Here is a 24,027-nt window from a genome sequence, read left to right on the forward strand (position 1 = left end):
TGCCTGGACCACACATCCTCCCCCCGCGTGCCCTTGAAGGCGCCGCCACCACCGCGTAATCTCAGACTTACCGGGGGCTAGCACAGGCGCCTTGCGCCAATTTGCCAGCCAATAACAATGCCACTACAAGAGCCAATCCAGGCCAGGCCGTTCCCTCGTGAGCTGCTGCACGCGCTGCGTGAAGGCGGTTACGATGTGTCGGCGCTCGTGCCTGCTCCAGAGTCCGATCCCGAAACCCTTTCTTCCCCGGACACGCCCGAGGCCGGGCCCCAGCAGGCGAGCCACCTGCTGTGCGCGGTCTACCAGGCCACCGGCGATCCCGCCATCGGCCTGTGGCTGGGCAGCCGGATGCAGCCCGACCTGCTCGGCCTGGCAGGCATGCCGGCCATGGCGGGCCCGTCGCTGGGCACGGCGCTGCGGCGTATCGCGCGCTACCAGAAGCTGATGATGGGCGACCGCATCGAGCTGCGCCGGCAGGGCGAAGAGGCCTGGGTCTGTATCCGCCCGAGCGAGCCGGAGGCGCCTGACACCCGCCCGCGCATCGACATGGAGTTGTGCTCGCTGCTGGCCTTCGGGCGCCAGTTCACGCGCAAGCCGCTGCATCCGCTGCGGGTCTCGCTGCGCATCGGCCAGCCCGACTGGCACCTGCGCTATACCGAAGCCTTCGATTGCCCGGTGCGCTTCGGGGAGCCGGAAGACGCGATCGTGTTTGGCCGGCGCGACCTCGCGCTGCGCCTGGTCGCCCGCGCCCACAGCCGTCCGGCGGCGCCCGCCGCCACGGGCGACGCGCGGCACGCGGCGGCATCGCTGGACGACGTGCGCACCGCCCTGCACCAGTTGGCCGGCGAGCGCGCACTGAGCCTGGCTGCAGTGGCGCGCCACCTCGACATCAGCGAACGCACGCTGCAGCGCCGGCTGATGGCGGCCGGCACGGGCTTCCGCGCGCTGTGCGAAGATGTGCGTCGCGAACTGGCCGGCCGATACCTGACCGAGGGCAATATGTCGCTGGGAGAAATCGCTTTCCGGCTCGGCTTCGACGATGCCAATTCGTTCTTCCGCGCCTTCCGCCGCTGGACCGGCATGACACCGGGCGATTACCGGCGCTCGGCGGCGCACCCTTGCCCCTGATCCGCCAGTTCAACCCGGCTTGCCGTCCACCCGTGGGCGCGCAAGCCGCGGCGCATAAGTCAGCGCATAAAGGCCAAACCCCGCCACCCAGCACGCCCCCGCGCCCCAGATCCAGTGCAGGTAGCCGGCCGGCCACACCATCGGACCGAACACCCGCAATGCCGCGGCCATGGCAATCAGCCAGTACGCCACCGTTTCCGTGCGGCCGGCCACCAGCATGCGCCCGGTATGGCCCAGCGCGGTGCGCGTGATCATGGCGATGATGGCCACACCGAGCACGCCCACCGTGAACGCATGGGTCGCCAGCCCGGCCATCACCAGCCCCAGCGCCCCCAGTGCCTGCAGCAGCAACGCTAGCGGCAGCCATGCATAGGCGAGGTGCAGCACCCACAGCAGTGGCCGGTTGCCGACCGCATAGCCGCGCCATCCCGCCACGCGCACCGCCAGCACGCCGGCGGCGAGCAGCGACAGCGCCGCGGCCAGCCATCCCGGCAACGGCAGCAGTCCCGAGGCCAGGCCCAGCACTGTTGCCGGGATCACCATCCGATCGACCTGCTGGTACTGCCGCAGGCGGAAGCCGGGAATCGCGTTGGTGGTAAACATCGGGATCACGCGGCCGCCGATCACCACCACGAACAGCGTCACCAGCGCCACGCCGGCGCGACAGGCATGCAGCGCCGCGACGTCATGCCCGCCGGCCTGCAGCCACAATGCAGCGATATTGGCCACGGCGAGCAGCCACAGCGCCAGCGCGAGCGGGTAGTTGCGCCGGTTGCCGGCCCTGGCCAGCGTGCGCGTGAACGCCAGCGCCGCCAGCGGCAGGAATGCGCCTTCGATGGCAAAGGCAACGGTGCCCGGCGCGATCCACATGCCAACGCGTCCCGCGAGCCACAACAGGAACAGCACGGCCAGCGCGACACCGGTCGGCGTGGGCTGGCCGGTCCAGGCGCGTCCTGCCGTGAACAGGAAACCCACCACGATCGCCGCGGCAAAGCCGAACACCATCTCGTGCGCGTGCCAGAACATCGCGGGCAGCACCGGCGCCGGCCCGACCGAATGCATCCCCGCGAGCATTGCCGACCATGCCGCCATCGCCAGCGCGGCAAAGACAGCGCCGCCCAGGTAGAACGGCCGGAACCCCAGCGCGAACAAGGCGAAGCCGCGTGGCGGCGGCCCGGCAGGGGTCTTGCCCGAGGGCGAGGGCCGGGAAGGAAGGATCGGGATGGTTTCCATGGCGGGCGGAGCGGGTCGGTATATCTGGTGAATCCGGCAGTGCCGGGACGGCATGCGTCAGATTCTTGACCTGGCGCAGGATTGCCGCAAGCACGCAAACGGGTGCCATGCGTGCCGCGATCACGATAGCACCAGCGCCGCGCCGCCAACCTCCGCCGGTAGAACTACCTCCAACGACAGATCGCTCCATGTGGCGCGCTGTGCTGCCGGCGAATAGGCAGCACCAGTGCCCGCCCCTACTCTGGCATCACCCCCGCCAAAGTTGACACAGGAGCATGGCCATGGCCACCCAAACACGCGCGCCGGAACCCGTCCCGGCCGGCGCGGCAATCACGCTGGCGTCCAGTACTTTCGCATTCACCATCTGCTTTGCCGTCTGGATGCTGTTCGCCGTCCTTGGCATCCCGCTCAAGCAGGAACTCGGCCTCAACGACACCGAATTCGGCCTGCTGGCCGCCACGCCGGTGCTGAGCGGGTCGCTGATCCGCGTGCCGCTGGGCATCTGGACCGACCGCTTCGGCGGCCGCATCGTTTTCTTCGTGCTGATGCTGGCCACGGTGATCCCGATCTGGCTGATCTCCTACGCGCACAGCCTGTGGCAACTGCTGGTGCTGGGCCTGTTCGTCGGGCTCGCGGGCGGCTCGTTCTCGGTCGGCACGCCCTACGTGGCGCGCTGGTTCCCGCGCTCGCGCCAGGGCCTGGCGATGGGCATCTTCGGCGCCGGCAACTCGGGCGCGGCGCTGACCAAGTTCGTCGCGCCGGCGATGATCCTGGCGGCCGGCACCTGGACCGTGGTGCCGCGCGTGTACTCGGTGGCGATGCTCGTCACCGCGCTGCTGTTCTGGGTGTTCTCGCGCAGCAACCCGGCGCACATGGTCAAGTCCAGCGTGGGCTGGCGCGAGCAGCTGGCGGTGATGCGCGATCCGCGCGTGTGGCGCTATTCGCAGTACTACTCGGTGGTGTTCGGCGGCTATGTCGGCCTGTCGCTGTGGATGACCAAGTACTACATCGGCGAATACGGCTTCGACATCAAGACCGCCGCCTTCCTGGCCGCCTGCTTCTCGCTGCCAGGCGGCGTGCTGCGCGCCATCGGCGGCTGGATCTCCGACCGCTACGGCGCACACCGCACCACCTGGTGGGTGATGTGGGTGAGCTGGGTCGGCTTCTTCCTGCTGAGCTATCCGCAGACCGACCTCATCATCCAGACCACCGGCGGCCCGCAGGGCTTCCGCATCGCGCTGACGCCCACGGTGTTCACCTTCCTGCTGTTCGTGGTCGGCATCGCCTTCGCCATCGGCAAGGCCTCGGTCTTCAAGTTCATCTCCAACGATTTCACGCACAACATCGGCGCGGTTTCCGGCGTGGTTGGGCTGGCCGGCGGACTGGGCGGCTTCGTGCTGCCGATCCTGTTCGGCATGCTGGCCGACCTGACCGGCGTGCGCAGCAGCTGCTTCATGCTGATGTACGGCACCGTGTGCGTGAGCCTGGTGTGGATGCACTACAGCCAGCGCGCCGAACGCCAGCGCAAGGCGCAGGCCGTCGGCCTCACGCAGCCCGCCTGACGGATTCACCGAACGCTCATTCCTCCCGCGCGCCTCCGCGCTCTCAACCAAGGCACATCGATCATGACCTCATCCGTACTCACCCGCTGGGAGCCCGAGAACGCGGCCTTCTGGCGCGACCAGGGCGAACGCATCGCCTACCGCAACCTGTCGATCTCGATCCCGGCGCTGATGCTGGCCTTCGTGGTCTGGATGCTGTGGAGCGTGGTCGCGGTCAACCTCGACCGCGCCGGCTTCCAGTTCACCAAGAACCAGCTGTTCTGGCTGACCGCGCTGCCGGCGCTGTCCGGCGCCACGCTGCGCATCTTCTATTCCTTCCTGGTGCCGGTCTTCGGCGGGCGCCGCTTCACCGCGATCTCCACCGCGCTGCTGCTGGTCCCGGCGCTGGGCATGGGCTTCGCGCTGCGCGACCCGTCCACGGGCTATCCCACGCTGCTGGTGCTGGCACTGCTGTGCGGGCTGGGCGGCGCCAACTTCAGCTCGTCGATGGCCAATATCAGCTTCTTCTTTCCCAAGGCGAAGAAGGGCCTGGCTACCGGGCTGAACGCCGGCATCGGCAACCTGGGCGTGTCGGTGGTGCAGTTCGTCACGCCGCTGGTGGTGTCGCTGGCGGTGTTCGGCGCGCTCGGCGGCGAGCCGCAGCAGTACCAGGCCAACGGCGCCGCGCAGAACCTGTGGCTGCAGAACGCCGGCTTCATCTGGGTGCCGTTCATCATCGTCTCGGCGCTGGCCGCATGGTTCGGCATGCATGACATCGCCGATGCCAGGGCCTCGTTCGCCGAACAGGCCGTGATCTTCAAGCGCCAGCACAACTGGCTGATGTGCTGGCTGTACGTCGGCACCTTCGGCTCGTTCATCGGCTTCTCGGCCGGGCTGGCGCTGCTGACCAAGTCGCAGTTCCCGGACGTCAACCCCACCGCCTATGCCTTCCTGGGGCCGCTGGTGGGCGCGCTGACGCGCCCCGTGGGCGGGTGGATCTCCGACAAGCTCGGTGGCGCGCGCGTCACGCTGTGGACCTTCCTCGGCATGATCGCGGCGGTGTTCGCGGTGCTGGCGGCGCTGCCGCATGACGGCGCCGGCGGCAACTTCACCTTCTTCCTGGCGGCCTTCATCGCGCTGTTCGCGCTGACCGGCATCGGCAACGGCTCGACCTTCCGCATGATCCCGGTGATCTTCCTGACCGAGCGCCAGCGCGCCGCCAGGAGCCAGGGCGAGGCCGCGCAGCGGCAGGCGCTGCAGGATGCCGGCAAGGAGTCGGCCGCGGTGCTGGGCTTCTCCGGTGCCATCGGCGCCTACGGCGGCTTCTTCATCCCGAAGAGCTTCGGCACCTCGCTGGAGCTGACCGGCGCGCCCGACGCCGCGCTGTACTGCTTCATCGCCTTCTATGTCAGCTGCGTGCTGGTGACGTGGTGGTACTACGCGCGCCGCAATGCCCCCATGCCCTGCTGAGCACCTTGCCGGCCGGACTAGTTCTTCGGAACTAGCCCGGCACCCGGCACCTCCCCCGATCGCCACACGGCGGCTGTTCCACCAGCGAATTGGCTGCCGCCCCGCTCCCCCATAAGCTCAAGGTGTCCCTGCAAACGCTCCCGCAATCCCCGGAGCGCCGCAGAAAAGCCTCGCGGAGAACAAGCAAATGAGTCATTTCCTGGATCGACTGAAGTTCATGTCGCGCGTCACGTCCACCTTCTCGGATGGCCATGGCGCGGTCGTGCATGAAGACCGCAAGTGGGAAGACGGCTACCGCAGCCGCTGGCAGCACGACAAGATCGTGCGCTCCACCCATGGCGTGAACTGCACCGGCTCCTGCTCCTGGAAGGTCTACGTCAAGAACGGCCTGATCACGTGGGAGACGCAGCAGACCGACTATCCGCGCACGCGCCCCGACCTGCCCAACCACGAGCCCCGCGGCTGCCCGCGCGGCGCCTCGTACAGCTGGTACGTCTACTCCGCGCAGCGCGTCAAGTACCCGATGATCCGCGGCCGCCTGATGGAGATGTGGCGCGAGGCCCGCAAGACCATGGACCCGGTCGCCGCCTGGGAATCGATCAGCCAGGATCCGGAGAAGGCGGCGCGCTACAAGAGCGTGCGCGGCCAGGGCGGCTTCGTGCGCGCCGACTGGAACACCGCCACCGAGATGATCGCCGCGGCCAACGCCTTCACCGTGAAGAAGTTCGGCCCGGACCGCGTGATCGGCTTCTCGCCGATCCCGGCCATGTCGATGGTCTCGTACGCCGCCGGCGCGCGCTACCTGAGCCTGCTCGGCGGCGCCTGCCTGTCGTTCTACGACTGGTACTGCGACCTGCCGCCGGCCAGCCCGCAGATCTGGGGCGAACAGACCGACGTGCCCGAATCGGCCGACTGGTACAACTCCACCTACCTGATGGTGTGGGGCTCCAACGTGCCGCAGACGCGCACCCCGGATGCCCACTTCTACACCGAGGTCCGCTACAAGGGCACCAAGACCGTGGCGGTGTCGTCCGACTTCGGCGAGATGGTCAAGTTCGGCGATATCTGGCTGGCCCCGAAGCAAGGCACCGATGCCGCGCTGGCGATGGCCATGGGCCACGTGGTGCTGAAGGAATTCCACGCCAGCGGCAAGTCCGCCTACTTCCGCGACTACATCAGGCAGTACACCGACATGCCGATGCTGGTGCTGCTGCGCGAGAACCAGGACCACGCGGGCACGCTGGTGCCCGACCACTTCCTGCGCGCTTCGCACCTGGCGGACAACCTCGGCGAAGCCAACCATCCGGAGTGGAAGACGCTGCAGATCGACGATGCCACCGGCGAGATCGTCGCGCCCAACGGCTCGATCGGCTTCCGCTGGGGCGAGGCCGCGCACAACGGCGGCGAGAAAGTGGGCCGCTGGAACCTGGAAATGAAGGACGGCGGCAGCGGCCGCGCGGTCGAGCCGCGCCTGTCGCTGGTCGGCAACGGCGACGAAGTGGTCGAGGTCGGCTTCCCCTACTTCGGCGGCGAACACGACGAACTGCTGCGCCGCCGCGTGCCGGCGCGCCGCATCACGCTGGCCGACGGCAGCACCGCGCTGGTGGCGACCGTGTACGACCTGCAGATGGCCAACTACGGTGTCGACCAGGGCCTGGGCGGCCCCAACGTGGCGGCCTCGTATGAAGACGACGTGCCCTACACCCCAGCCTGGCAGGAAAAGCACACCTCCGTGCCGGCCCGCCTGGTGACCCAGGTGGCGCGCGAGTTCGCCGACAACGCCGACCGCACGCAGGGCAAGAGCATGGTGATCGTCGGTGCCGCGCTGAACCACTGGTACCACAACGACATGATCTACCGCGGCATCGTCAACCTGCTGATGATGTGCGGCTGCATCGGCAAGAGCGGCGGCGGCTGGGCGCACTACGTCGGGCAGGAGAAGCTGCGCCCGCAGTTCGGCTGGGCCCCGCTGGCGTTCGGCCTGGACTGGTCGCGCCCGCCGCGCCAGATGAACGGCACCTCGTTCTTCTACAACCACACCAGCCAGTGGCGCCACGAGAAGCTGGCCGTCGACGAGATCCTGTCGCCGACCGCCGACCGCAAGCGCTATGACGGCCTGTCGCTGCTCGACCTGAACGCGAAGTCCGAGCGCATGGGCTGGCTGCCGTCGGCGCCGCAGCTCGGCGCCAATCCGCTCGACGTGGTCGATGCGGCCGAACAATCCGGCAAGGACCCAGTGGCCTACACCGTCGAGCAACTGAAGTCCGGCGCGCTGCAGTTCGCCTGCGACGATCCGGACAATCCCGCCAACTTCCCGCGCAATATGTTCGTGTGGCGCTCCAACATCCTGGGCAGCTCGGGCAAGGGACATGAGTATTTCCTGAAGTACCTGCTCGGCACGCAGAACGCCGTATTCGGCGACGAGGCCGACGCGATCACGCCGAGCGAAGTCAACGTGCGCCCGGCCGCGGAAGGCAAGCTCGACCTGCTGACCGTGCTGGACTTCCGCATGAGCACCACCTGCCTGTATGGCGACATCGTGCTGCCGACGGCAACCTGGTATGAAAAGGACGACCTCAACACGTCCGACATGCACCCCTTTATCCATCCGCTGTCCGAGGCCGTGCAGCCGCTGTGGGAAAGCAAGACCGACTGGGAAATCTACAAGGTCATCGCGAAGAAGTTCAGCGAGATCGCCGGCCCGTACCTGGGCACGCGCAAGGACCTGGTCTGCACGCCGCTGCTGCACGACACCCCGGGCGAACTGGGCCAGCCGTTCGAGCCGAAGGACTGGAAGGCCGGCGAGTGCGACCTGATCCCGGGCAAGACCGCGCCGTCGATGACGGTGGTCGAGCGCAACTACGCAGACATCTACAAGAAATTCACCTCGATCGGCCCGCTGCTCGACAAGCTCGGCAATGGCGGCAAGGGCATCAACTGGAACACCCAGCATGAGGTGAAGGAAATCGGCGACCTGAGCCACACGGTGACGGAACCGGGCGTGAGCCAGGGCCGCCCGAAGCTCGAAACCGCAATCGACGCCGCCGAGATGATCCTGACCTTCGCGCCGGAAACCAACGGCCACGTCGCCGTCAAGGCGTGGGAAGCGCTGTCGAAGATCACCGGCCGCGACCACACCCACCTGGCCGAAGGGCGCGAGCACGACAAGATCCGCTTCCGCGACGTGCAGGCGCAGCCGCGCAAGATCATTTCCGCGCCGACGTGGTCGGGACTGGAATCGGAAGAGGTCAGCTACAACGCCGGCTACACCAACGTGCACGAGCTGATCCCCTGGCGCACGCTGACCGGCCGCCAGCAGTTCTATCAGGACCACCGCTGGATGCTGGACTTCGGCGAAGGCGCGTGCGTGTACAAGCCGGCCATCGACACCAAGACCGTGGCGCCGATGCTGGGCAAGAAGCCCAACGGCAACCCGGAGCTGGTGCTGAACTGGATCACGCCGCACCAGAAGTGGGGCATCCACTCCACGTACTCCGACAACCTGCGCATGCTGACGCTGTCACGCGGCGGCCCGCACGTGTGGATCTCGGAAACCGAGGCCCGCGCCAACGGCATCCGCGACAACGACTGGGTCGAAGTGTTCAACGTCAACGGCACGCTGACCGCGCGCGTGGTGGTGTCGCAGCGCGTGCCCAAGGGCATGTGCCTGATGTACCACGCCCAGGAAAAGATCGTGAACGTGCCGGGTGCCGAGACCAGCGGCATGCGCGGCGGCATCCATAACTCGGTGACGCGCGCCGTGACCAAGCCCACCCACATGATCGGCGGCTACGCGCAGCTGGCCTACGGCTTCAACTACTACGGCACCGTGGGCAGCAACCGCGACGAGTTCGTGATCCTGCGCAAGATGAAGAAGGTCGACTGGCTGGAAGGGCCGCTCGTAGAAACGAACAAGGAAGGAGCAACGCAATGAAGATCCGCGCCCAGGTGGCCATGGTGCTGAACCTCGACAAGTGCATCGGCTGCCATACCTGCTCCGTGACCTGCAAGAACGTCTGGACCAGCCGCGACGGTGTCGAGTACGCGTGGTTCAACAACGTCGAGACCAAGCCCGGCATCGGCTATCCCAAGGAATGGGAGAACCAGGACAAGTGGCAGGGCGGCTGGAAGCGCAATGCCGACGGCACGCTCGAGCCGCGCCAGGGCGGCAAGCTGAAGATCCTGGCGAACCTGTTCGCCAACCCCAACCTGCCGCAGATCGACGAGTACTACGAGCCCTTCACCTACGACTACGAGCACCTGCAGAAGGCGCCGCTGTCGCAGACCCCGCCCACCGCGCGCCCGGTCTCGGTGCTGACCGGCCGCAAGATGGAAAAGATCGAGTGGGGCCCGAACTGGGAGGACGACCTCGGCGGCGAGTTCAGCTCGCGCGGCCGCGACAAGCTCTTCGACGACGTGCAGAAGGAGATGTACTCGACCTTCGAGAACACCTTCATGATGTACCTGCCGCGCCTGTGCGAGCACTGCCTGAACCCGGCCTGCGTGGCCTCGTGCCCGTCGGGCTCGATCTACAAGCGCGAGGATGACGGCATCGTGCTGGTCGACCAGGACAAGTGCCGCGGCTGGCGCATGTGCATCTCTGGCTGCCCGTACAAGAAGATCTACTTCAACTGGCAGAGCGGCAAGGCCGAGAAGTGCCTGTTCTGCTATCCGCGCATCGAGGCCGGCCAGCCTACGGTCTGCTCCGAGACCTGCGTCGGCCGCATCCGCTACCTCGGCGTGATGCTGTACGACGCCGACCGCATCGAGCAGGCCGCATCGGTGGCCGACGAGCGCGACCTGTACCAGTCGCAGCTCGACGTCTTCCTCGATCCGCACGATCCCGCGGTGCAGGCCGAGGCGCTGCGCCAGGGCATTCCGCAGGCCTGGCTGGACGCCGCGCGCAAGTCGCCGGTCTACAAGATGGCGTGCGAATGGAAGATCGCCTTCCCGCTGCACCCGGAGTACCGCACCCTGCCGATGGTCTGGTACGTCCCGCCGCTGTCGCCGATCCAGTCCGCGGCCGAGGCCGGCCACATGGGCATGAACGGCGTGATCCCCGACGTGAAGAGCCTGCGCATCCCGCTCAAGTACCTGGCCAACCTGCTGACCGCGGGCGACGTGATGCCGGTGCTGTCGGCGCTGGACCGCATGCTGGCGATGCGCGCGTACAAGCGCTCGCAGGTGGTGGACGGCGTGCAGGACCTGGATGTGCTGAAGCAGGTCGGCCTGACGCCGGCACAGGTCGAGGACATGTACCAGACCATGGCCATCGCCAACTACGAGGACCGCTTCGTGATCCCGTCCTCGCACAAGGAAATGGTCGAGGACAGCTTCAACGACAAGGCCAGCTGCGGCTTCACCTTTGGCAACGGCTGCTCGGGCGGGACCTCGGATGGCGCGCTGTTCGGCAAGAAGCCGCAGGGCAGCGTGCACTTCGTCGACATGCCCAGGTCGCGCAAGAAGCCCGTGATGAGCTGAGCGCCCGCGAACGAACCGGAGAAGAACATGCCCCTCTACCCCATCCTCAGCGCGCTGCTCGGCTATCCCGAGCAGGACCTGCTTGACGCGCTGCCCGAGATCGACGCCGCGCTGGCCGAATGGCCGCAGGCGCGCCACATGCTGGCGCCCGTGACCGACATGCTGCGCGGCGAAGCGCTGATCACGCTGCAGGAGAACTATGTCGCCACCTTCGACCGCAACCCGTCGCACTCGCTGCACCTGTTCGAGCACGTGCACGGCGAAAGCCGCGACCGCGGCCAGGCCATGGTCGACCTGATCGACGAATACCGGCGCGACGGCTTCGAGCCGGCCGCGTCGGAATTGCCGGACTACGTGCCGCTGTTCCTGGAGTTCCTCGGCGCGCTGGACGCCGATGGCAAGGACGAGCGCGCCGAACACCTGCTGGGCGAGGCGATCCACGTGCTGGCCGCGATCGGCGACCGGCTCGCGCGCAACCAGAGCCCATACGCCGGCGTGTTCGCCGTGCTGCGCACGCTGACCGACGTGCAGCCGCAACCGCAGCAGGAGCCGCCGGTGCGGGACATGGACGAGGCGCTGGAGACCTTCGGCCCGGGCGCCGATGGCGTAGAGCCGCTGCTGGGGCCGCAGACCGGGCCCCAGGCGGTGAAGTTCTATCCGCGCGGTACGGCGCCAGTGCCGGTGCCATGCTGATATGCCTTCGCAATCCGACTGTTTTCTCCCCTCTCCCGCTCGCGGGAGAGGGGCGGGGGTGAGGGCGGGAGCTTCGACGAAGCGCCGGTGCTTCAACCACCCCTCACCCTGCCCTCTCTCCTGAGGGGAGAGGGGAACACAATCGGCAGAGACACACGTACGCCCTTGCAGCCCATTTACCGAGCTAACACACCATGGCCACCCTTCACCAATTCCTCTACGGCATCTACCCGTACATCGCTGCCGCCATCTTCCTGTTCGGCAGCCTGGCCCGCTTCGAGCGCGAGCAGTACACCTGGAAGACCGACAGCTCGCAGGTGCTCTACCGCGGCAACCTGCGCATGGGCAACATCCTGTTCCACGTCGGCATCCTGGGCCTGTTCTTCGGCCACCTGGTCGGCCTGTTGACGCCGGTGGCGGTATGGGACGCGCTGGGCATCTCGCACGGCTTCAAGCAAGGCGTGGCGATGGCCGCCGGCGGCGTGATGGGCACCATGTGCCTGGCCGGCCTGCTGATCCTGCTGCACCGCCGCCTGACCAATGCGCGCGTGTCCGCCGTGACCCGCACCGGCGACAAGGTGCTGCTGCTGTGGCTGCTGGTCACGCTGCTGCTGGGCCTGTCCACCATCTTTGAATCGGCCAGCCACATGGACGGCCACATGATGGTGCAGCTGATGACCTGGGCCCAGCACCTCGTCACGCTGCGCGGCGATGCCGCCAGCTATATCGCCGACGCCCCGCTGCTGTTCAAGGCGCACCTGTTCATGGGCATCACGCTGTTCGCGATCTTCCCGTTCACGCGGCTGGTGCACGTGTGGAGCGGCTTCGCCTCGGTCGGCTACGTCGGCCGCGCCTGGCAGCTGGTACGCGGCCGCTAATCCACGCTAACCCACTCTGACACCCACGGAGAACCGACATGCCTGTCACCGTCAACGGCGTGGAACTGCGCGACGCCGATATCGAACGCGAGCTGGACCATCATCACGACGCGGCCAATCCCGCGAAGATGGCGACGATCTCGGCCATCCTGCGCGTGCTGGTGCGCGAAGAGGCCGGCCGCATCGGCCTGAGCGTGCCGGGCCAGGACGACGACGCGCTCGCCATGGCGCTGCTGGAACGCGAGGCCGGCATCCCCGAGCCGGACGAAGCCAGCTGCCGCCGCCATTACGACAGCCGTCCGGAGCGCTTCCGCGACGGCGAATGGGTCGAGGCCGACCACATCCTGTTCCAGGTGACGCCGCGCGTGCCGCTGGACGCGCTGCGCGAGATCGCGGCACAAACGCTGGCGCTGGTGCGCGGCGATCCGTCGAGCTTCGCGCAGCATGCCCGCGCGCTGTCGAACTGCCCGAGCGGCAACAACGGCGGCCGCCTGGGCCGCGTGTTCCGCGGCGAAACCGCGCCGGAGTTCGAGCGCGCGCTCTTTGCCGCGCAACACGAGGGCGTACTGCCGCAGCTGGTCGAGACCCGCTTCGGGCTGCATATCGTGCGCGTGCTGGAGCGCTGCACCGGCACCCGCCTGCCCTTCGACGCCGTGCGCGGCGACATCGCCTGTGCGCTGGCCACGGCGGCGCGCGACCGCGCCTGGAAGCAGTACGCCAGCCTGCTGATCGGCCGCGCCCGTATCGAAGGCATCGAGCTGGAAGGGGCCGACAGCCCGCTGGTGCAGTAGCGCCGCCATCCTGACCAACGGACGCCGCCATGCATCAGATCGAACACCTGCTGAAGGGCTTCGAACGGTTCCAGCAACGCTATTTCGATGATGCGCCGAGCCTGTTCGATACGTTGCGCAGCGGCCAGCAACCGCCGACGCTGCTGATCGGCTGCTGCGACTCGCGGGTCGACCCGGCGCTGCTGCTGGGTTGCGATCCGGGCGATCTCTTCACCGTGCGCAATATCGGCAACCTGGTTCCGCCCTGCACCGGGCGTCATGAGGGCAGCCTGCACGGCGTGTCCGCGGCGATCCAGTTCGCCGTCGAGCAGCTGCGCGTCGACCGCATCATCGTGATGGGCCATGGCGGCTGCGGCGGCATCCGCGCGTTGCTCGCCCAGCCGGCCGATGCCGGCGACCATCCTCCCGACGAAGGCGACGAAGCCGACTACCTCGGCGCCTGGGTGCGCATCGCCGCACCGGCGCGCCGGCAGGTGGAGCAAACGCTTGCCGACGCCAGCCCCGAGCGGCGCCAGCGCGCCTGCGAACAGGCGGCGATCCTGGTCTCGCTGCGCAACCTGCAGACCTTCCCGTTCGTGCGGCGCGCGCTGGAAGCAGGAAGGCTGACGCTGCACGGCTGGTACTTCGACCTGCAGGCCGGTGCGCTGCTGGCCTACTCGCAACGCGCCGATGCCTTCCTGCCGCTGGTATGCCCTTTGCCCGTTACCGCCGCACAAACCGAATCCGTCACAACATGAATCCCTTTATCTTCGGCATCACCGGCACCTCCGGCAGCGGCAAGACCACGCTGATTACCGCACTGCTGCCCTGGTTTCGCGCGCAAGGCCTGGCCGTCAACGTGATCAAGCACAGCCACCATCCGCTGGAACTCGAGCCTCCCGGCAAGGACAGCGCGCGCTTTCGCGCGGCCGGTGCGACGGAGGTGATGGTGGCCTCGCCCTATCGCTACGCCATCGTGCGCGAACTGGCCGGCGAAGCGGAGCCCACGCTTGCTGAACAGGTGGCGCGGCTGCGGCCGGCGGACCTCACGCTGGTCGAAGGCTTCCGCCGGGAGGATATTCCGCGCATCGAGGTGTATCGCCCGGCGCATGGGCGTGCGCCCTACTATCCCTGCGATCCGTCGATCGTCGCGGTAGCTACCGATGCGCGGCTCGACACATTGCTGCCATGCCTGCCGCTGGACGATACCGCGCAGGTGGGGCGGTTCATTCTCGCCATGCGCGGCCGGAACCATCTGGATCCGCTCGACCCTGGCGCTTTCCCCCAGGCGATGGACATGGCCGCCGCCTGACGGCAGCCCCGGCCGCATGTGCGCAATGCTGCGTCTGTGCGTCACCGGAACCCCGGCGCTTGTGCCGGCCCCGCCACCTGCCTCGACAATTTCCACAAGCCGCCTATCTTTAGGGGTGTCAGTACCGGCGCCGTCAGTGCTGCCGCTTGCCCGTCCGCGGCAGGCGGCGGTTGCCGATGCGCCCGGACCCAGTCACCAAGCGAATGAACGAAGACTCACCCCCGCGGCAGAACTACGAAGATGCCTTGCTCGGCATCGTGGGGGAGATGTCTACCGCCATGCGGCCGCAGACGGAAACCGGCGCGGCGGCCACACCCTCGATGGACAGCGCGCTCGAGGCCGAACTGGGCTTCGACAGCCTGACGCGCGCCGAACTGCTGACCCGCATCGAGCAGCGTTTCGGCGTCAGCCTGCCGGAGCAGGTACTGGCCCAGGCCGACACCCCGCGCGCACTGCTGCGCGCCGTGCTCGCCGCCAGGGACCTGCCGCCCGGCGCCGAAGATGCGCCCGCGCGGCTGGCCCGCCCGGCACCGGCGGATACCGCGGCGCAGGCGCCAGACGGTGCCGCCACGATCACGGACGTGCTGCGCTGGCACCTGCACCACCACCCTGACCGAACCCACATCATCCTGCACAGCGGCGACGGCGAAGATACGCCGATCAGCTTTGCGCAACTGCACCGGCGCGCCTGCGCCGTAGCCGCCGGCCTGGCCGCACGCGGCGTGCGCGCCGGTACGACCGTGGCGCTGATGCTGCCAACCAGCGCGGAGTACTTCTACTGTTTTACCGGCATCCTGCTGGCAGGCGGCATCCCCGTGCCGCTCTACCCGCCAGCGCGGCTGGCGCAGATCGGCGACCACCTGCAGCGCCACGCCGGCATCCTGGCCAACGCGCAGGCGCCAATCCTGATCACGGTGGCCGAAGCCCGGCCGCTCGCCACCCTGCTCAAGGCCGGCACCGGCACGCTGCACAGCGTGCTGACGCCACAAGAGGTGGAGGACACAGCCACAGCGCCGGTCCATGCGATGCTGCGCGCGCACGACATTGCGCTGCTGCAATACACGTCCGGCAGCACCGGCTCGCCCAAGGGCGTGGTGCTGACGCATGCCAACCTGCTGGCCAACCTGCGCGCCATGGGCACGGCGCTGTCGGCCGACTCGCGCGACGTCTTTGTCAGCTGGCTGCCGCTGTATCACGACATGGGCCTGATTGGCGCCTGGCTGGGCAGCCTGTACTACGCCTTCCCGCTGGTGGTGATGTCGCCGCTCACGTTCCTGGCGCGGCCCGAGCGCTGGCTTTGGGCGATCCACAAATACCGCGGCACGCTGTCGGGCGGGCCCAACTTCGCATATGAACTGTGCCTGCACAGGCTGGCCCAGGCGGACCTGTCGGGGCTGGACCTGTCGAGCTGGCGTTTCGCCTTCAACGGCGCCGAGCCCGTGAGCCTGCAGACCATGCGCAAGTTCACGGCGCGCTTCGCCCGGCATGGGCTGCGCGCGCAAGCGGCTGCGCCGGTCTACGGGCTGGCGGAGGCCTCGGTTGGCCTGACGTTTCCGCCGCCGGGACGCAATCTGACTGCCGACCTCATCGACCGCGCCGCATTCGTACGCACATCGCGGGCCGTTCCTGCCGAGGCGGACGGGCCAGACGTGGCGGGCGAGCGGGACACCATGGAGATCCCCTCGTGCGGCCGGCCGCTGCCCGGCCACGAACTCCGCATCGTCGACGCCAGCGGCTGCGAGCTGCCCGAGCGGCAGGAGGGCCTGCTGCAGTTCCGCGGGCCTTCGGCCACCAGCGGCTATTTCCGCAACCCGGCACAGACGCGCCAGCTCTTCGATCGCGGCTGGCTCAATACCGGGGACTACGCCTATATCGCCGACGGCGAGCTCTTCATCACCGGCCGCGCCAAGGAAACCATCGTTCGCGGCGGCCGCAATCTCTATCCCTACGAAGTGGAGCAGGCCATCGGCGCGATTCCGGGCATCCGCAAGGGCTGCGTCGCGGTGTTCGGCAGCCCCGATCCGGACAGCGGCACCGAGCACATCGTGGTGATGGCGGAAACCGCTGCAACGGACGAACCGGCACGCCGCGCGCTGCAACGGCAGGTGCTGAAGACCGCGCTCGATGTACTGGGCATGCCGCCGGACCATGTCGTGCTGGTGCCGCCGCACACCATCCTGAAGACGTCGAGCGGCAAGATCCGGCGCGCCGCCTGCCGCGAGCGGTTCGAGCATGGCGGCACCGGCCTGGGCGACGCCGCGCCATGGCTGCAGATTGCGCGCTTCGGCTGGCAGGCGCTGCTGCCGCAGTTGCGGCGCGGCCGGCATGCCGCCGCCGGGCTGTCCTATTCGCTGTACGCCTGGCTGTTGTTCGCCGCGATGGCGCCGGTGACGTGCCTGGCATCGGTGGCGATGCACCGGCCTGCCATGGGCTGGGCGCTCAGCCATCATGCGGCCCGGCTGCTGCTGCGGCTGGCCGCCGTGCCATGGTTCGTGCAGGGGCTGGAGCACCTGCCGCGCAATCGCGCCTGCGTGCTGGTATCGAACCATGCCAGCTACCTGGACGGCATGGTGCTGATCGCCGCACTGCCCATGCCGGTATGCGTGGTGGCCAAGCGCGAGCTGCAAGCTCAACGCATCCCGGGCGCCTACCTGTCCAGCATCGGGGCCGACTTCATCGACCGCTTCGACAACGTGCGCGAATCCGAGGCCATCGAGCGGCTGGTCACGGCGGTGCGCGCCGGACGGTCTGCCCTGCTGTTCCCGGAAGGCACCTTCGGCCGCGAGCCCGGGCTGCAACGTTTCCGCTCGGGCGCCTTCCTCGCCGCCGCCCGTGCCGGCGCCCCGGTGGTTCCCATTGCGCTGCGGGGCACCCGCTCGGTGCTGCGCGACGGCCAGTGGCTGCCGCGCCGGGGCCCGATCAGCGTCGTCATCGGCCGGCCCCTGTCTCCTGACGGGCAGGACTGGCCCGCGGCAATGCGGCTGCGCAATGCCGCCCGCACCGAGATCCTGCACTACTGCGGCGAACCCGATGCACTGCGCGCGAAGGCCCAGCCTGCGCGGCCCCACCTCGCGCGGCAGCTGCCATGATCCCTGTTGGCCGGACCGGGCGCCAGCCCCCGGCCGTTACCCCGTAAGGCAATGCACACCTTTGCCACTGCCCCGATGTGGGCCGGATTCTTCGTTCTGGTGCTGGGCACGCTGCTCGTGGACATCTTTGTCCTTGGCGGACGGCATGCACACCGCGTTTCCACGCGCGAGGCGCTCGGATGGACCCTCGCCTGGATGACCCTGGCCACGCTCTTCGGCATCGCGCTGTGGTGGGTGGTGGCCGAGGAAGCGGGCCACGAGGCGGCCTATCGCAAGGTGCTCGAGTTCTACACCGGCTACCTGATCGAGCTGTCGCTGTCGGTCGACAATATGTTCGTGTTCGCCATGATCTTCAGCTATTTCGCCGTGCCGCCGGAGCTGCAGCGCCGGGTGCTGCTGCTCGGCGTGCTCGGCGCGATCCTGATGCGCGCCGTCATGATCCTGGTGGGGGTATGGCTGATCAGCCAGTTTGCCTGGATCCTCTACGTGTTCGGCGTGTTCCTTGTCATCACCGGCATCAAGATGCTGTTCATGTCCCGGCATGCGCCCGACCTCGCGCGCAATCCCATCGTCCGCTTCCTGTGCGCCCATATGCGCATCACCCCGGACTATCACGGCGAACGCTTTTTCGTGCGCATCGGCGGCCTGCGCTATGCGACCCCGATGTTCGTCGTGGTACTGATGATCGAGGCCACCGACCTGGTGTTCGCCGTGGACAGCATCCCGGCGATCTTTGCCGTGACCACCGATCCGTTCATCGTCTTCACCTCGAACATCTTCGCGATCATGGGGTTGCGGGCCCTGTATTTCCTGCTCGCCAACCTGGCGGCGCATTTCCAGTACCTGAAGTACGGCCTCGCCATCGTGCTCGCTTTCATCGGTGCCAAGATGCTGATCGAGCCGTGGTTCCACGTACCGGTGCACTGGTCCCTGGGCGCGGTCGCGATGACGCTGTTTGTCTCCGTCCTGCTCAGCCAGGCCAGGACCAGGCGAGCCGCCGCAGCGGGCGATCAGCCGGGCCGCAGCGGCGCACCGCGCGGACGCGGGGCCGGAAACCGGCGCACATGAGGAGCAAGCCATGAACAAGATCCTGCTGGCGACCGACGGGTCGTCCTATAGCGACGCGGCTGCGCGCTACCTGGCGCAAAGCCCGCTGCTGAGCCGCGACTTCGTCGTGCACGTGGTGCATTGCGAGCCGGATGTCCCCGGCGACATCAAGTCCTTCATCGACCGCGCCACGCTCGACGACTGGCATCGCGAACAGAACGAGAAGGCGATGGGCTCGGTGGCCACCATCCTCGGCGAAGCCGGGATCCCGTTCGAGCGCCATGGCTTCACCGGCTTTGCGCCGGCCCGCATCGTCGAATACGCCAGCCAGATCGGTGCCAGCCTGATCGTGATGGGCTCGCATGGCCGGGGCAGCTTCCTGGATGCCATCGTCGGGTCGGTGGCAAGACGGGTCCTCGCCCATGCGCACTGTCCTGTGCTGCTGATCAAGGATTAGCAGCGCGTCGGTCCACCTCTCTCCACGCCATGCCATGAGGGTGGTGCGCTATCCCGCGGGATAGCGCACCACCTGGGCATGCACGCGCCTGCGAGGCACACACGCAACCATCCTCGGTTGCGCGCACAAACCTTTGCGTGAACATCCAGCACGGTTTGATGCCAGTCAATCCCCTACTCGCAGTGTGTCCGCATCATCACTGCAAGCGCCTGGTGCCAGTTCGCGCCCCACAAGCACCGCGACAACAGCTTTCCACAACCCGCTGAACCACGGCACCATGAAAGCAAGAAAATGGCTTCACCCCGCATTCGCGGCACTGCCGCTGTCGCTCTGGCTGGGACTTCCCCAGGCAGCCACCAACACCGCTAAGGCCGCACCGAAGGCTGAAGCAAAAGCCGAACAGAAGGCGGCACTCCCCACGCTCACCGCGGCCGAGTTCGACCATGCCAGGCAGATCTACTTCGAGCGCTGCGCCGGCTGCCACGGCGTGCTGCGCAAGGGCGCGACCGGCAAGCCGCTGACGCCCGACATCACCCGCGCGCGCGGCTCCGAATACCTGAAGACCTTCATCAAGTACGGCAGCCCGGCCGGCATGCCGAACTGGGGCACGTCCGGCGATCTCTCGGACAAGGAGGTCGACCTGATGGCCCGCTACATCCAGCTCGATCCGCCGACGCCGCCGGAATTTTCGCTCGCCGATATCGAGAAAAGCCGCAAGGACATTTTGCCCGTCGCGCAACGGCCGACGAAGAAGATGAACCAGTACAACCTGGACAACCTCTTCTCGGTCACGCTGCGCGATGCCGGCGAGGTCGCGCTGATCGACGGCGACAGCAAGCAGATCATCAACATCGTCAAGACCGGCTACGCGGTGCATATCTCGCGCATGTCGGCGTCGGGCCGCTACCTGTACGTGATCGGGCGCGATGCGCGGCTGGACCTGATCGACCTGTGGCTGCCCAAGCCGGACATCGTCGCCGAGGTCAAGATCGGCATGGAGGCGCGCTCGGTCGAAACCTCCAAGTACAAGGGCTATGAAGACAAGTACGCGGTGGCGGGCTCGTACTGGCCGCCGCAGTACGTGATCATGGAAGGCGACACGCTCAAGCCGCTGAAGGTGGTGTCCACGCGCGGCATGACCGTCGACAACGAGTACCACCCCGAGCCGCGCGTCGCCTCGATCGTCGCCAGCCACTACCATCCCGAGTTCGTGATCAATGCCAAGGAGACCGGCAAGATCCTGATGGTCAACTACTCGGACCTGTCCAACCTGAAGACCACCACCATCGATTCGGCCAAGTTCCTGCATGACGGCGGCTTCGATTCCACCGGGCGCTACTTCCTGGTCGCGGCCAACGCGTCCGACAAGATCGCCGTGGTCGACACCAAGGAAGACAAGCTCGCCGCGCTGATCGAGGTGGGCAAGACCCCGCACCCGGGGCGCGGCGCCAACTTCACGCATCCGAAGTTCGGCCCGGTCTGGGCCACCAGCCACCTGGGCGACGAGACCATCAGCCTGATCGGCACCGATCCCGTCGGGAATCCGGCGCAGGCCTGGAAGGTGGTGCAGACGCTCAAGGGCCAGGGCGGCGGCTCGCTGTTCATCAAGACGCATCCCAGGTCCTCGAACCTGTGGGTCGACACGCCGCTGAATCCCGATGCCAAGCTGAACCAGTCGGTGGCGGTGTTCGATACGCGCAACCTGGAAGACGGCTTCAAGGTGCTGCCGATCGCCGATTGGGCCGGCCTGAAGGGCGCCGGCGCCAAGCGCGTGGTGCAGGCCGAATACAACAAGGCCGGCGACGAGGTCTGGTTCTCGGTCTGGGGCACCAAGGACGGCGAGTCCGCGCTGGTGGTGGTCGATGACAAGACGCGCACGCTCAAGACCGTGATCAAGGACAAGCGCCTGGTCACGCCAACCGGCAAGTTCAACGCCTACAACACGCAGCACGACGTTTACTAAAAACCCGCGGCATCGCACCGCCCTCTCGGTGCGGTGCCCGGTTCCATTCCCCCAAACGGAGAAATCACGATGAAGCTCCCCACCCACCTGACCGCGCGCCTCCCCGCGCTGCTAGCGGCCGCCGGCTGTGTCCTGTCGTTCGGCGCCGCCGTCCCCGGCGTCGCCCATGCCAACCAGCAGCTTGCATCCAGCAAGGCCTGCCTGTCCTGCCACGGCGTCGACAAGAAGCTGATCGGACCGGCCTTCAAGGACGTCAAGGCCAAATACGCAGGCAAGAAAGACGGGCAGCCGCATATGGTCCAGTCGATCCTGAAGGGCAGCAACGGCCAGTGGGGCGCGATGCCGATGCCGGCCAACGCCGTCAGCGAGGCCGAGGCCAACACGCTGGCCAAATGGATCCTCTCGCTCTGATTGCCCGGGCGTGGCGTGGCGCCACGGTGACGATGCTGGCCGCGGCGCTGCTGACCGCGCCGGCAGCGGCATCGGCGCAGCCCACGCCCGCCCGGCAGGCGCAACTGGCGCACTGGCTGCGCGATGACTGCGGCGCCTGCCACGGCATGACGCTGCGCGGCGGCCTGGGTCCGCCGCTGACGCGCGAGGCGCTGGCGGGCAAGCCGCCCGAGAGCCTCGTCGCCACCGTGCTGTACGGGCGGCCCGGCACCGCCATGCCGCCCTGGCAACCCTTCATGACGCAGGATGAAGCCCAATGGCTGATCGAACGACTCCGGGCCGGCACCCCGCCGACCGTCATGCCGACCGCCATGCCGGCCGTCATGCCAGTCAACGCGGCGCCGGCACGCTGATGCGCGGACTGGCCACCGCCCTCGCCTGCGCCACAGCGCTGCTGGCCGGCTGTGCCGGCGCGGTGCGCGGCACCGGCGATCTCGGCGTGGTGGTGGAACGTGCCGCCGGCCGGCTGCAGATCGTGGAAACCACCGGCATGACGCGGCTGGCCACGGTCGACGGCCTGGGCGACCTGTCGCACGCCAGCGTGGTGTTCTCGCGCGATGCGCGCTACGCCTACGTGTTCGGCCGCGACGGCGGGCTCACGCGCGTGGACCTGCTGGACGCGCGCATCACGCACCGCATCCTGCAGGCCGGCAACAGCATCGGCGGCGCGATCTCGCAGGATGGCCGCGTGGTGGCCGCACAGAATTACGCGCCGGGCGGGATCCGGCTGTTCGATGCCCAAACGCTTGAGCCGCTGGCGGACCTGCCGGCCATCGGCCAGGACGGGCGCCGCGCCAAGGTGGTGGGCCTGGCCGACCTGCCGGGCAGGCGCTTTGCCGCCAGCCTGTTCGAGTCCGGCGAGATCTGGATCATCGATGCCGCCGATCCGCGTTATCCGCAGGTGACGCGCCTGCCGGCCGGGCGCGAGCCGTACGACGGCCTGGTCACGCCCGACGGACGCTGGTACCTCGCCGGCCTGTTCGGCGAGGACGGGCTGGCGCTGGTCGACCTGTGGCAGGCGCCGCCGCAGGCACGCCGCATCCTCTCCGGCTACGGCCGCGGCGGCCAGCCGCTGCCGGTCTACAAGATGCCGCACCTGCGCGGCTGGGCGATGGCGCAGGGCCAGGCATGGCTGCCGGCCATCGGCCGGCACGAAGTGCTGGTGGCCGACCCCGCGCGCGGCTGGCAGCAGGCCGCGCGCGTGGCGCTGGCCGGCCAGCCGGTCTTTGTCATGGCACGCCCGGACGGACGGCAAGTCTGGGTCAACTTCGCCTTCCCGCACAACGACACCGTACAGGTCATCGACACCGCCACGCGCGAGGTGGTACGCACGCTGCGCCCGTGCCGCGGCGTGCTGCACATGGAATTCACGCCCAAGGGAGAGGCGCTGTGGCTGTCGTGCCGCGACGACAACCGCGTCGAGGTCTATGACACCGGCACGCTGGCGCGCATCGCCACGCTGCCGGCCGACAATCCCAGCGGCATCTTCTTCACCGCGCGGGCGCAGCGCTTCGGCATGTAAGGGGGCGCCATGCTCGACGAACGCACCCTGTACGACACGCTGCAGCACGGCTTCCCGCTGCAGCCCCGCCCCTACCAGGCGCTCGCGGAAGGCCTGGGCCTGTGCGAGCACACGCTGCTGTCGCTGCTGGCGCGCGACCTGGGCGCTGGCCGGATCAGCCGCGTCGGCGCGGTGTTCGCGCCCAATGTGATCGGCGTCAGCACGCTGGCCGCGCTGAGCGTGCCGACGGCACAGCTCGATCGCGTCGCCGCGCGCGTCAGCGCCTGCGCGCCGGTCAGCCACAACTACGCGCGCAGCGGCCACGCCTACAACCTGTGGTTCGTCGCGGGCGCACGCGAGCGCAGCACACTGGACGGCGCGCTCGCCGCCATTGCCGAGATGGCCGGGCAAGTGCCGCTGGACCTGCCGATGGCGCGCGAGTACCACATCGACCTGGGTTTTGCGCTCGGTACCGGCGGCCGCCGCCGGCGGCCGCGCCGGCCTGCTGCCCCCGTGCCGCCGGTCACGCTGGATGCGGATGACTGGCGCCTGGTGGCGGCGCTGGAGGCGGGCCTGCCGCTGACGCCGCGCCCGTTCCACGACCTGGCAACGCGCACGCGGCTGCCGATGCCGCGCGTGCTGGAGCGGATTGCGCAGTGGTCGGCACAGGGCGTCATCCGCCGCCTGGGCGTGGTGCTGCGCCATGGCCGCTTCGGCTACGGGCACAACGCCATGTGCGTGTGGGACGTGCCGGACGCCCGTGTCGACGCGATCGGCCTGCGCCTGGCACGCCAGCCGCGCGTGACACTGTGCTACCGGCGCGAGCGGCGTCTGCCGGCCTGGCCCTTCAACCTGTTCGCGATGATCCATGCGCGCGACGCGCGCGACCTGCAGCCGGCGCTCGACCACATCCGCGCCACCGTCGGGCTGGACCAGGCGCCCGGCGCGGTGCTGGTCGGCACCCGTTGCTACAAGCAGCGCGGCACGCGCTACGCCACGCAGGAGGCGGCTTGA

General features: G+C 68.3%; 19 protein-coding genes. 18 read left to right on the forward strand and 1 reads right to left on the reverse strand.

The window, feature by feature from the left end:
* The first annotated feature begins 117 nt into the window (after nucleotides 1–117).
* The gene (locus tag JTE92_RS10815; protein WP_063237377.1) at nucleotides 118–1,128 is read left to right on the forward strand and encodes an AraC family transcriptional regulator; all 1,011 of its coding nucleotides are present in this window, start codon (nucleotides 118–120) and stop codon (nucleotides 1,126–1,128) included.
* Between the two features lie 9 nt (nucleotides 1,129–1,137).
* On the opposite strand, the gene JTE92_RS10820 is transcribed toward JTE92_RS10815, so the two are convergent.
* Nucleotides 1,138–2,361, reverse strand: a complete 1,224-nt coding sequence (locus tag JTE92_RS10820) for an NnrS family protein (RefSeq protein WP_063237378.1) — start codon at nucleotides 2,359–2,361, stop codon at nucleotides 1,138–1,140.
* 281 nt (nucleotides 2,362–2,642) lie between these two features.
* On the opposite strand from JTE92_RS10820, the gene JTE92_RS10825 reads away from it, so the two are divergent.
* The 17 genes from JTE92_RS10825 (at nucleotide 2,643) to ahbB (ending at nucleotide 24,027) form a co-directional block, all read left to right on the forward strand.
* Nucleotides 2,643–3,923 (forward strand): MFS transporter, encoded by a 1,281-nt coding sequence (locus JTE92_RS10825; protein WP_063237379.1) that lies wholly within the window; start codon nucleotides 2,643–2,645, stop codon nucleotides 3,921–3,923.
* 63 nt (nucleotides 3,924–3,986) lie between these two features.
* On the forward strand, nucleotides 3,987–5,372 hold the full coding sequence (locus tag JTE92_RS10830) for a NarK family nitrate/nitrite MFS transporter (protein ID WP_063237380.1): 1,386 nt from the start codon (nucleotides 3,987–3,989) through the stop codon (nucleotides 5,370–5,372).
* A gap of 187 nt (nucleotides 5,373–5,559) precedes the next feature.
* On the forward strand, nucleotides 5,560–9,306 hold the full coding sequence (locus JTE92_RS10835) for a nitrate reductase subunit alpha (RefSeq protein ID WP_063237381.1): 3,747 nt from the start codon (nucleotides 5,560–5,562) through the stop codon (nucleotides 9,304–9,306).
* The gene (gene narH, locus JTE92_RS10840) at nucleotides 9,303–10,853 is read left to right on the forward strand and encodes a nitrate reductase subunit beta (protein ID WP_063237382.1); all 1,551 of its coding nucleotides are present in this window, start codon (nucleotides 9,303–9,305) and stop codon (nucleotides 10,851–10,853) included. Before JTE92_RS10835 ends, narH begins: the two co-directional genes overlap by 4 nt.
* Before the next feature lie 27 nt (nucleotides 10,854–10,880).
* Nucleotides 10,881–11,546, forward strand: coding sequence for a nitrate reductase molybdenum cofactor assembly chaperone (narJ, locus tag JTE92_RS10845; protein WP_063237383.1), 666 nt, complete (start codon nucleotides 10,881–10,883; stop codon nucleotides 11,544–11,546).
* Between the two features lie 194 nt (nucleotides 11,547–11,740).
* Nucleotides 11,741–12,424 carry a respiratory nitrate reductase subunit gamma gene (narI, locus tag JTE92_RS10850; protein WP_063237384.1) on the forward strand — a complete coding sequence of 228 codons (684 nt, stop codon included), beginning with the start codon at nucleotides 11,741–11,743 and terminating at the stop codon, nucleotides 12,422–12,424.
* Between the two features lie 38 nt (nucleotides 12,425–12,462).
* The gene (locus JTE92_RS10855) at nucleotides 12,463–13,215 is read left to right on the forward strand and encodes a peptidylprolyl isomerase (protein WP_063237385.1); all 753 of its coding nucleotides are present in this window, start codon (nucleotides 12,463–12,465) and stop codon (nucleotides 13,213–13,215) included.
* A 29-nt stretch (nucleotides 13,216–13,244) separates the two neighbouring features.
* The gene (locus tag JTE92_RS10860) at nucleotides 13,245–13,952 is read left to right on the forward strand and encodes a carbonic anhydrase (protein WP_063237386.1); all 708 of its coding nucleotides are present in this window, start codon (nucleotides 13,245–13,247) and stop codon (nucleotides 13,950–13,952) included.
* Nucleotides 13,949–14,506 (forward strand): molybdopterin-guanine dinucleotide biosynthesis protein B, encoded by a 558-nt coding sequence (gene mobB, locus JTE92_RS10865; protein ID WP_084254453.1) that lies wholly within the window; start codon nucleotides 13,949–13,951, stop codon nucleotides 14,504–14,506. Before JTE92_RS10860 ends, mobB begins: the two co-directional genes overlap by 4 nt.
* A 203-nt stretch (nucleotides 14,507–14,709) precedes the next feature.
* Complete coding sequence (locus tag JTE92_RS10870; RefSeq protein ID WP_063237387.1) at nucleotides 14,710–17,595, forward strand: AMP-binding protein; 2,886 nt, start codon at nucleotides 14,710–14,712, stop codon at nucleotides 17,593–17,595.
* A 51-nt stretch (nucleotides 17,596–17,646) separates the two neighbouring features.
* Nucleotides 17,647–18,663, forward strand: a complete 1,017-nt coding sequence (locus JTE92_RS10875) for a TerC family protein (protein WP_063237388.1) — start codon at nucleotides 17,647–17,649, stop codon at nucleotides 18,661–18,663.
* A gap of 10 nt (nucleotides 18,664–18,673) precedes the next feature.
* Complete coding sequence (locus JTE92_RS10880; protein WP_063237389.1) at nucleotides 18,674–19,099, forward strand: universal stress protein; 426 nt, start codon at nucleotides 18,674–18,676, stop codon at nucleotides 19,097–19,099.
* 277 nt (nucleotides 19,100–19,376) lie between these two features.
* Nucleotides 19,377–21,062, forward strand: a complete 1,686-nt coding sequence (locus JTE92_RS10885) for a nitrite reductase (RefSeq protein WP_063237390.1) — start codon at nucleotides 19,377–19,379, stop codon at nucleotides 21,060–21,062.
* Between the two features lie 69 nt (nucleotides 21,063–21,131).
* A complete protein-coding gene (locus JTE92_RS10890) occupies nucleotides 21,132–21,473 on the forward strand; it encodes a c-type cytochrome (RefSeq protein WP_063237391.1) in 342 nt (113 codons plus the stop codon).
* On the forward strand, nucleotides 21,455–21,865 hold the full coding sequence (locus tag JTE92_RS10895; protein ID WP_063237392.1) for a c-type cytochrome: 411 nt from the start codon (nucleotides 21,455–21,457) through the stop codon (nucleotides 21,863–21,865). Before JTE92_RS10890 ends, JTE92_RS10895 begins: the two co-directional genes overlap by 19 nt.
* Nucleotides 21,769–23,034: a cytochrome D1 domain-containing protein gene (locus JTE92_RS10900; protein ID WP_174544836.1), complete on the forward strand. Its 1,266-nt coding sequence runs from the start codon at nucleotides 21,769–21,771 to the stop codon at nucleotides 23,032–23,034. The genes JTE92_RS10895 and JTE92_RS10900 overlap by 97 nt, the downstream gene beginning before the upstream one ends.
* 9 nt (nucleotides 23,035–23,043) lie before the next feature.
* Nucleotides 23,044–24,027 (forward strand): siroheme decarboxylase subunit beta, encoded by a 984-nt coding sequence (gene ahbB, locus JTE92_RS10905; protein WP_063237394.1) that lies wholly within the window; start codon nucleotides 23,044–23,046, stop codon nucleotides 24,025–24,027.

The organism is Cupriavidus oxalaticus (assembly GCF_016894385.1).
Lineage (GTDB): Bacteria > Pseudomonadota > Gammaproteobacteria > Burkholderiales > Burkholderiaceae > Cupriavidus > Cupriavidus oxalaticus.

Excerpts from the sequence above, each read along its gene's own strand:
- narH (WP_063237382.1), top strand. The coding sequence starts at position 9,303 with ATGAAGATCCGCGCCCAGGTGGCCATGGTGCTGAACCTCGACAAGTGC.
- JTE92_RS10860 (WP_063237386.1), top strand. The coding sequence starts at position 13,245 with ATGCATCAGATCGAACACCTGCTGAAGGGCTTCGAACGGTTCCAGCAA.
- mobB (WP_084254453.1), top strand. The coding sequence starts at position 13,949 with ATGAATCCCTTTATCTTCGGCATCACCGGCACCTCCGGCAGCGGCAAG.
- JTE92_RS10815 (WP_063237377.1), top strand. The coding sequence starts at position 118 with ATGCCACTACAAGAGCCAATCCAGGCCAGGCCGTTCCCTCGTGAGCTG.
- JTE92_RS10870 (WP_063237387.1), top strand. The coding sequence starts at position 14,710 with ATGAACGAAGACTCACCCCCGCGGCAGAACTACGAAGATGCCTTGCTC.
- narJ (WP_063237383.1), top strand. The coding sequence starts at position 10,881 with ATGCCCCTCTACCCCATCCTCAGCGCGCTGCTCGGCTATCCCGAGCAG.
- JTE92_RS10835 (WP_063237381.1), top strand. The coding sequence starts at position 5,560 with ATGAGTCATTTCCTGGATCGACTGAAGTTCATGTCGCGCGTCACGTCC.
- JTE92_RS10895 (WP_063237392.1), top strand. The coding sequence starts at position 21,455 with ATGGATCCTCTCGCTCTGATTGCCCGGGCGTGGCGTGGCGCCACGGTG.
- JTE92_RS10880 (WP_063237389.1), top strand. The coding sequence starts at position 18,674 with ATGAACAAGATCCTGCTGGCGACCGACGGGTCGTCCTATAGCGACGCG.
- JTE92_RS10825 (WP_063237379.1), top strand. The coding sequence starts at position 2,643 with ATGGCCACCCAAACACGCGCGCCGGAACCCGTCCCGGCCGGCGCGGCA.
- JTE92_RS10890 (WP_063237391.1), top strand. The coding sequence starts at position 21,132 with ATGAAGCTCCCCACCCACCTGACCGCGCGCCTCCCCGCGCTGCTAGCG.
- JTE92_RS10855 (WP_063237385.1), top strand. The coding sequence starts at position 12,463 with ATGCCTGTCACCGTCAACGGCGTGGAACTGCGCGACGCCGATATCGAA.
- JTE92_RS10830 (WP_063237380.1), top strand. The coding sequence starts at position 3,987 with ATGACCTCATCCGTACTCACCCGCTGGGAGCCCGAGAACGCGGCCTTC.
- narI (WP_063237384.1), top strand. The coding sequence starts at position 11,741 with ATGGCCACCCTTCACCAATTCCTCTACGGCATCTACCCGTACATCGCT.
- JTE92_RS10900 (WP_174544836.1), top strand. The coding sequence starts at position 21,769 with ATGGCTGATCGAACGACTCCGGGCCGGCACCCCGCCGACCGTCATGCC.
- JTE92_RS10875 (WP_063237388.1), top strand. The coding sequence starts at position 17,647 with ATGCACACCTTTGCCACTGCCCCGATGTGGGCCGGATTCTTCGTTCTG.
- ahbB (WP_063237394.1), top strand. The coding sequence starts at position 23,044 with ATGCTCGACGAACGCACCCTGTACGACACGCTGCAGCACGGCTTCCCG.
- JTE92_RS10820 (WP_063237378.1), bottom strand. The coding sequence starts at position 2,361 with ATGGAAACCATCCCGATCCTTCCTTCCCGGCCCTCGCCCTCGGGCAAG.
- JTE92_RS10885 (WP_063237390.1), top strand. The coding sequence starts at position 19,377 with ATGAAAGCAAGAAAATGGCTTCACCCCGCATTCGCGGCACTGCCGCTG.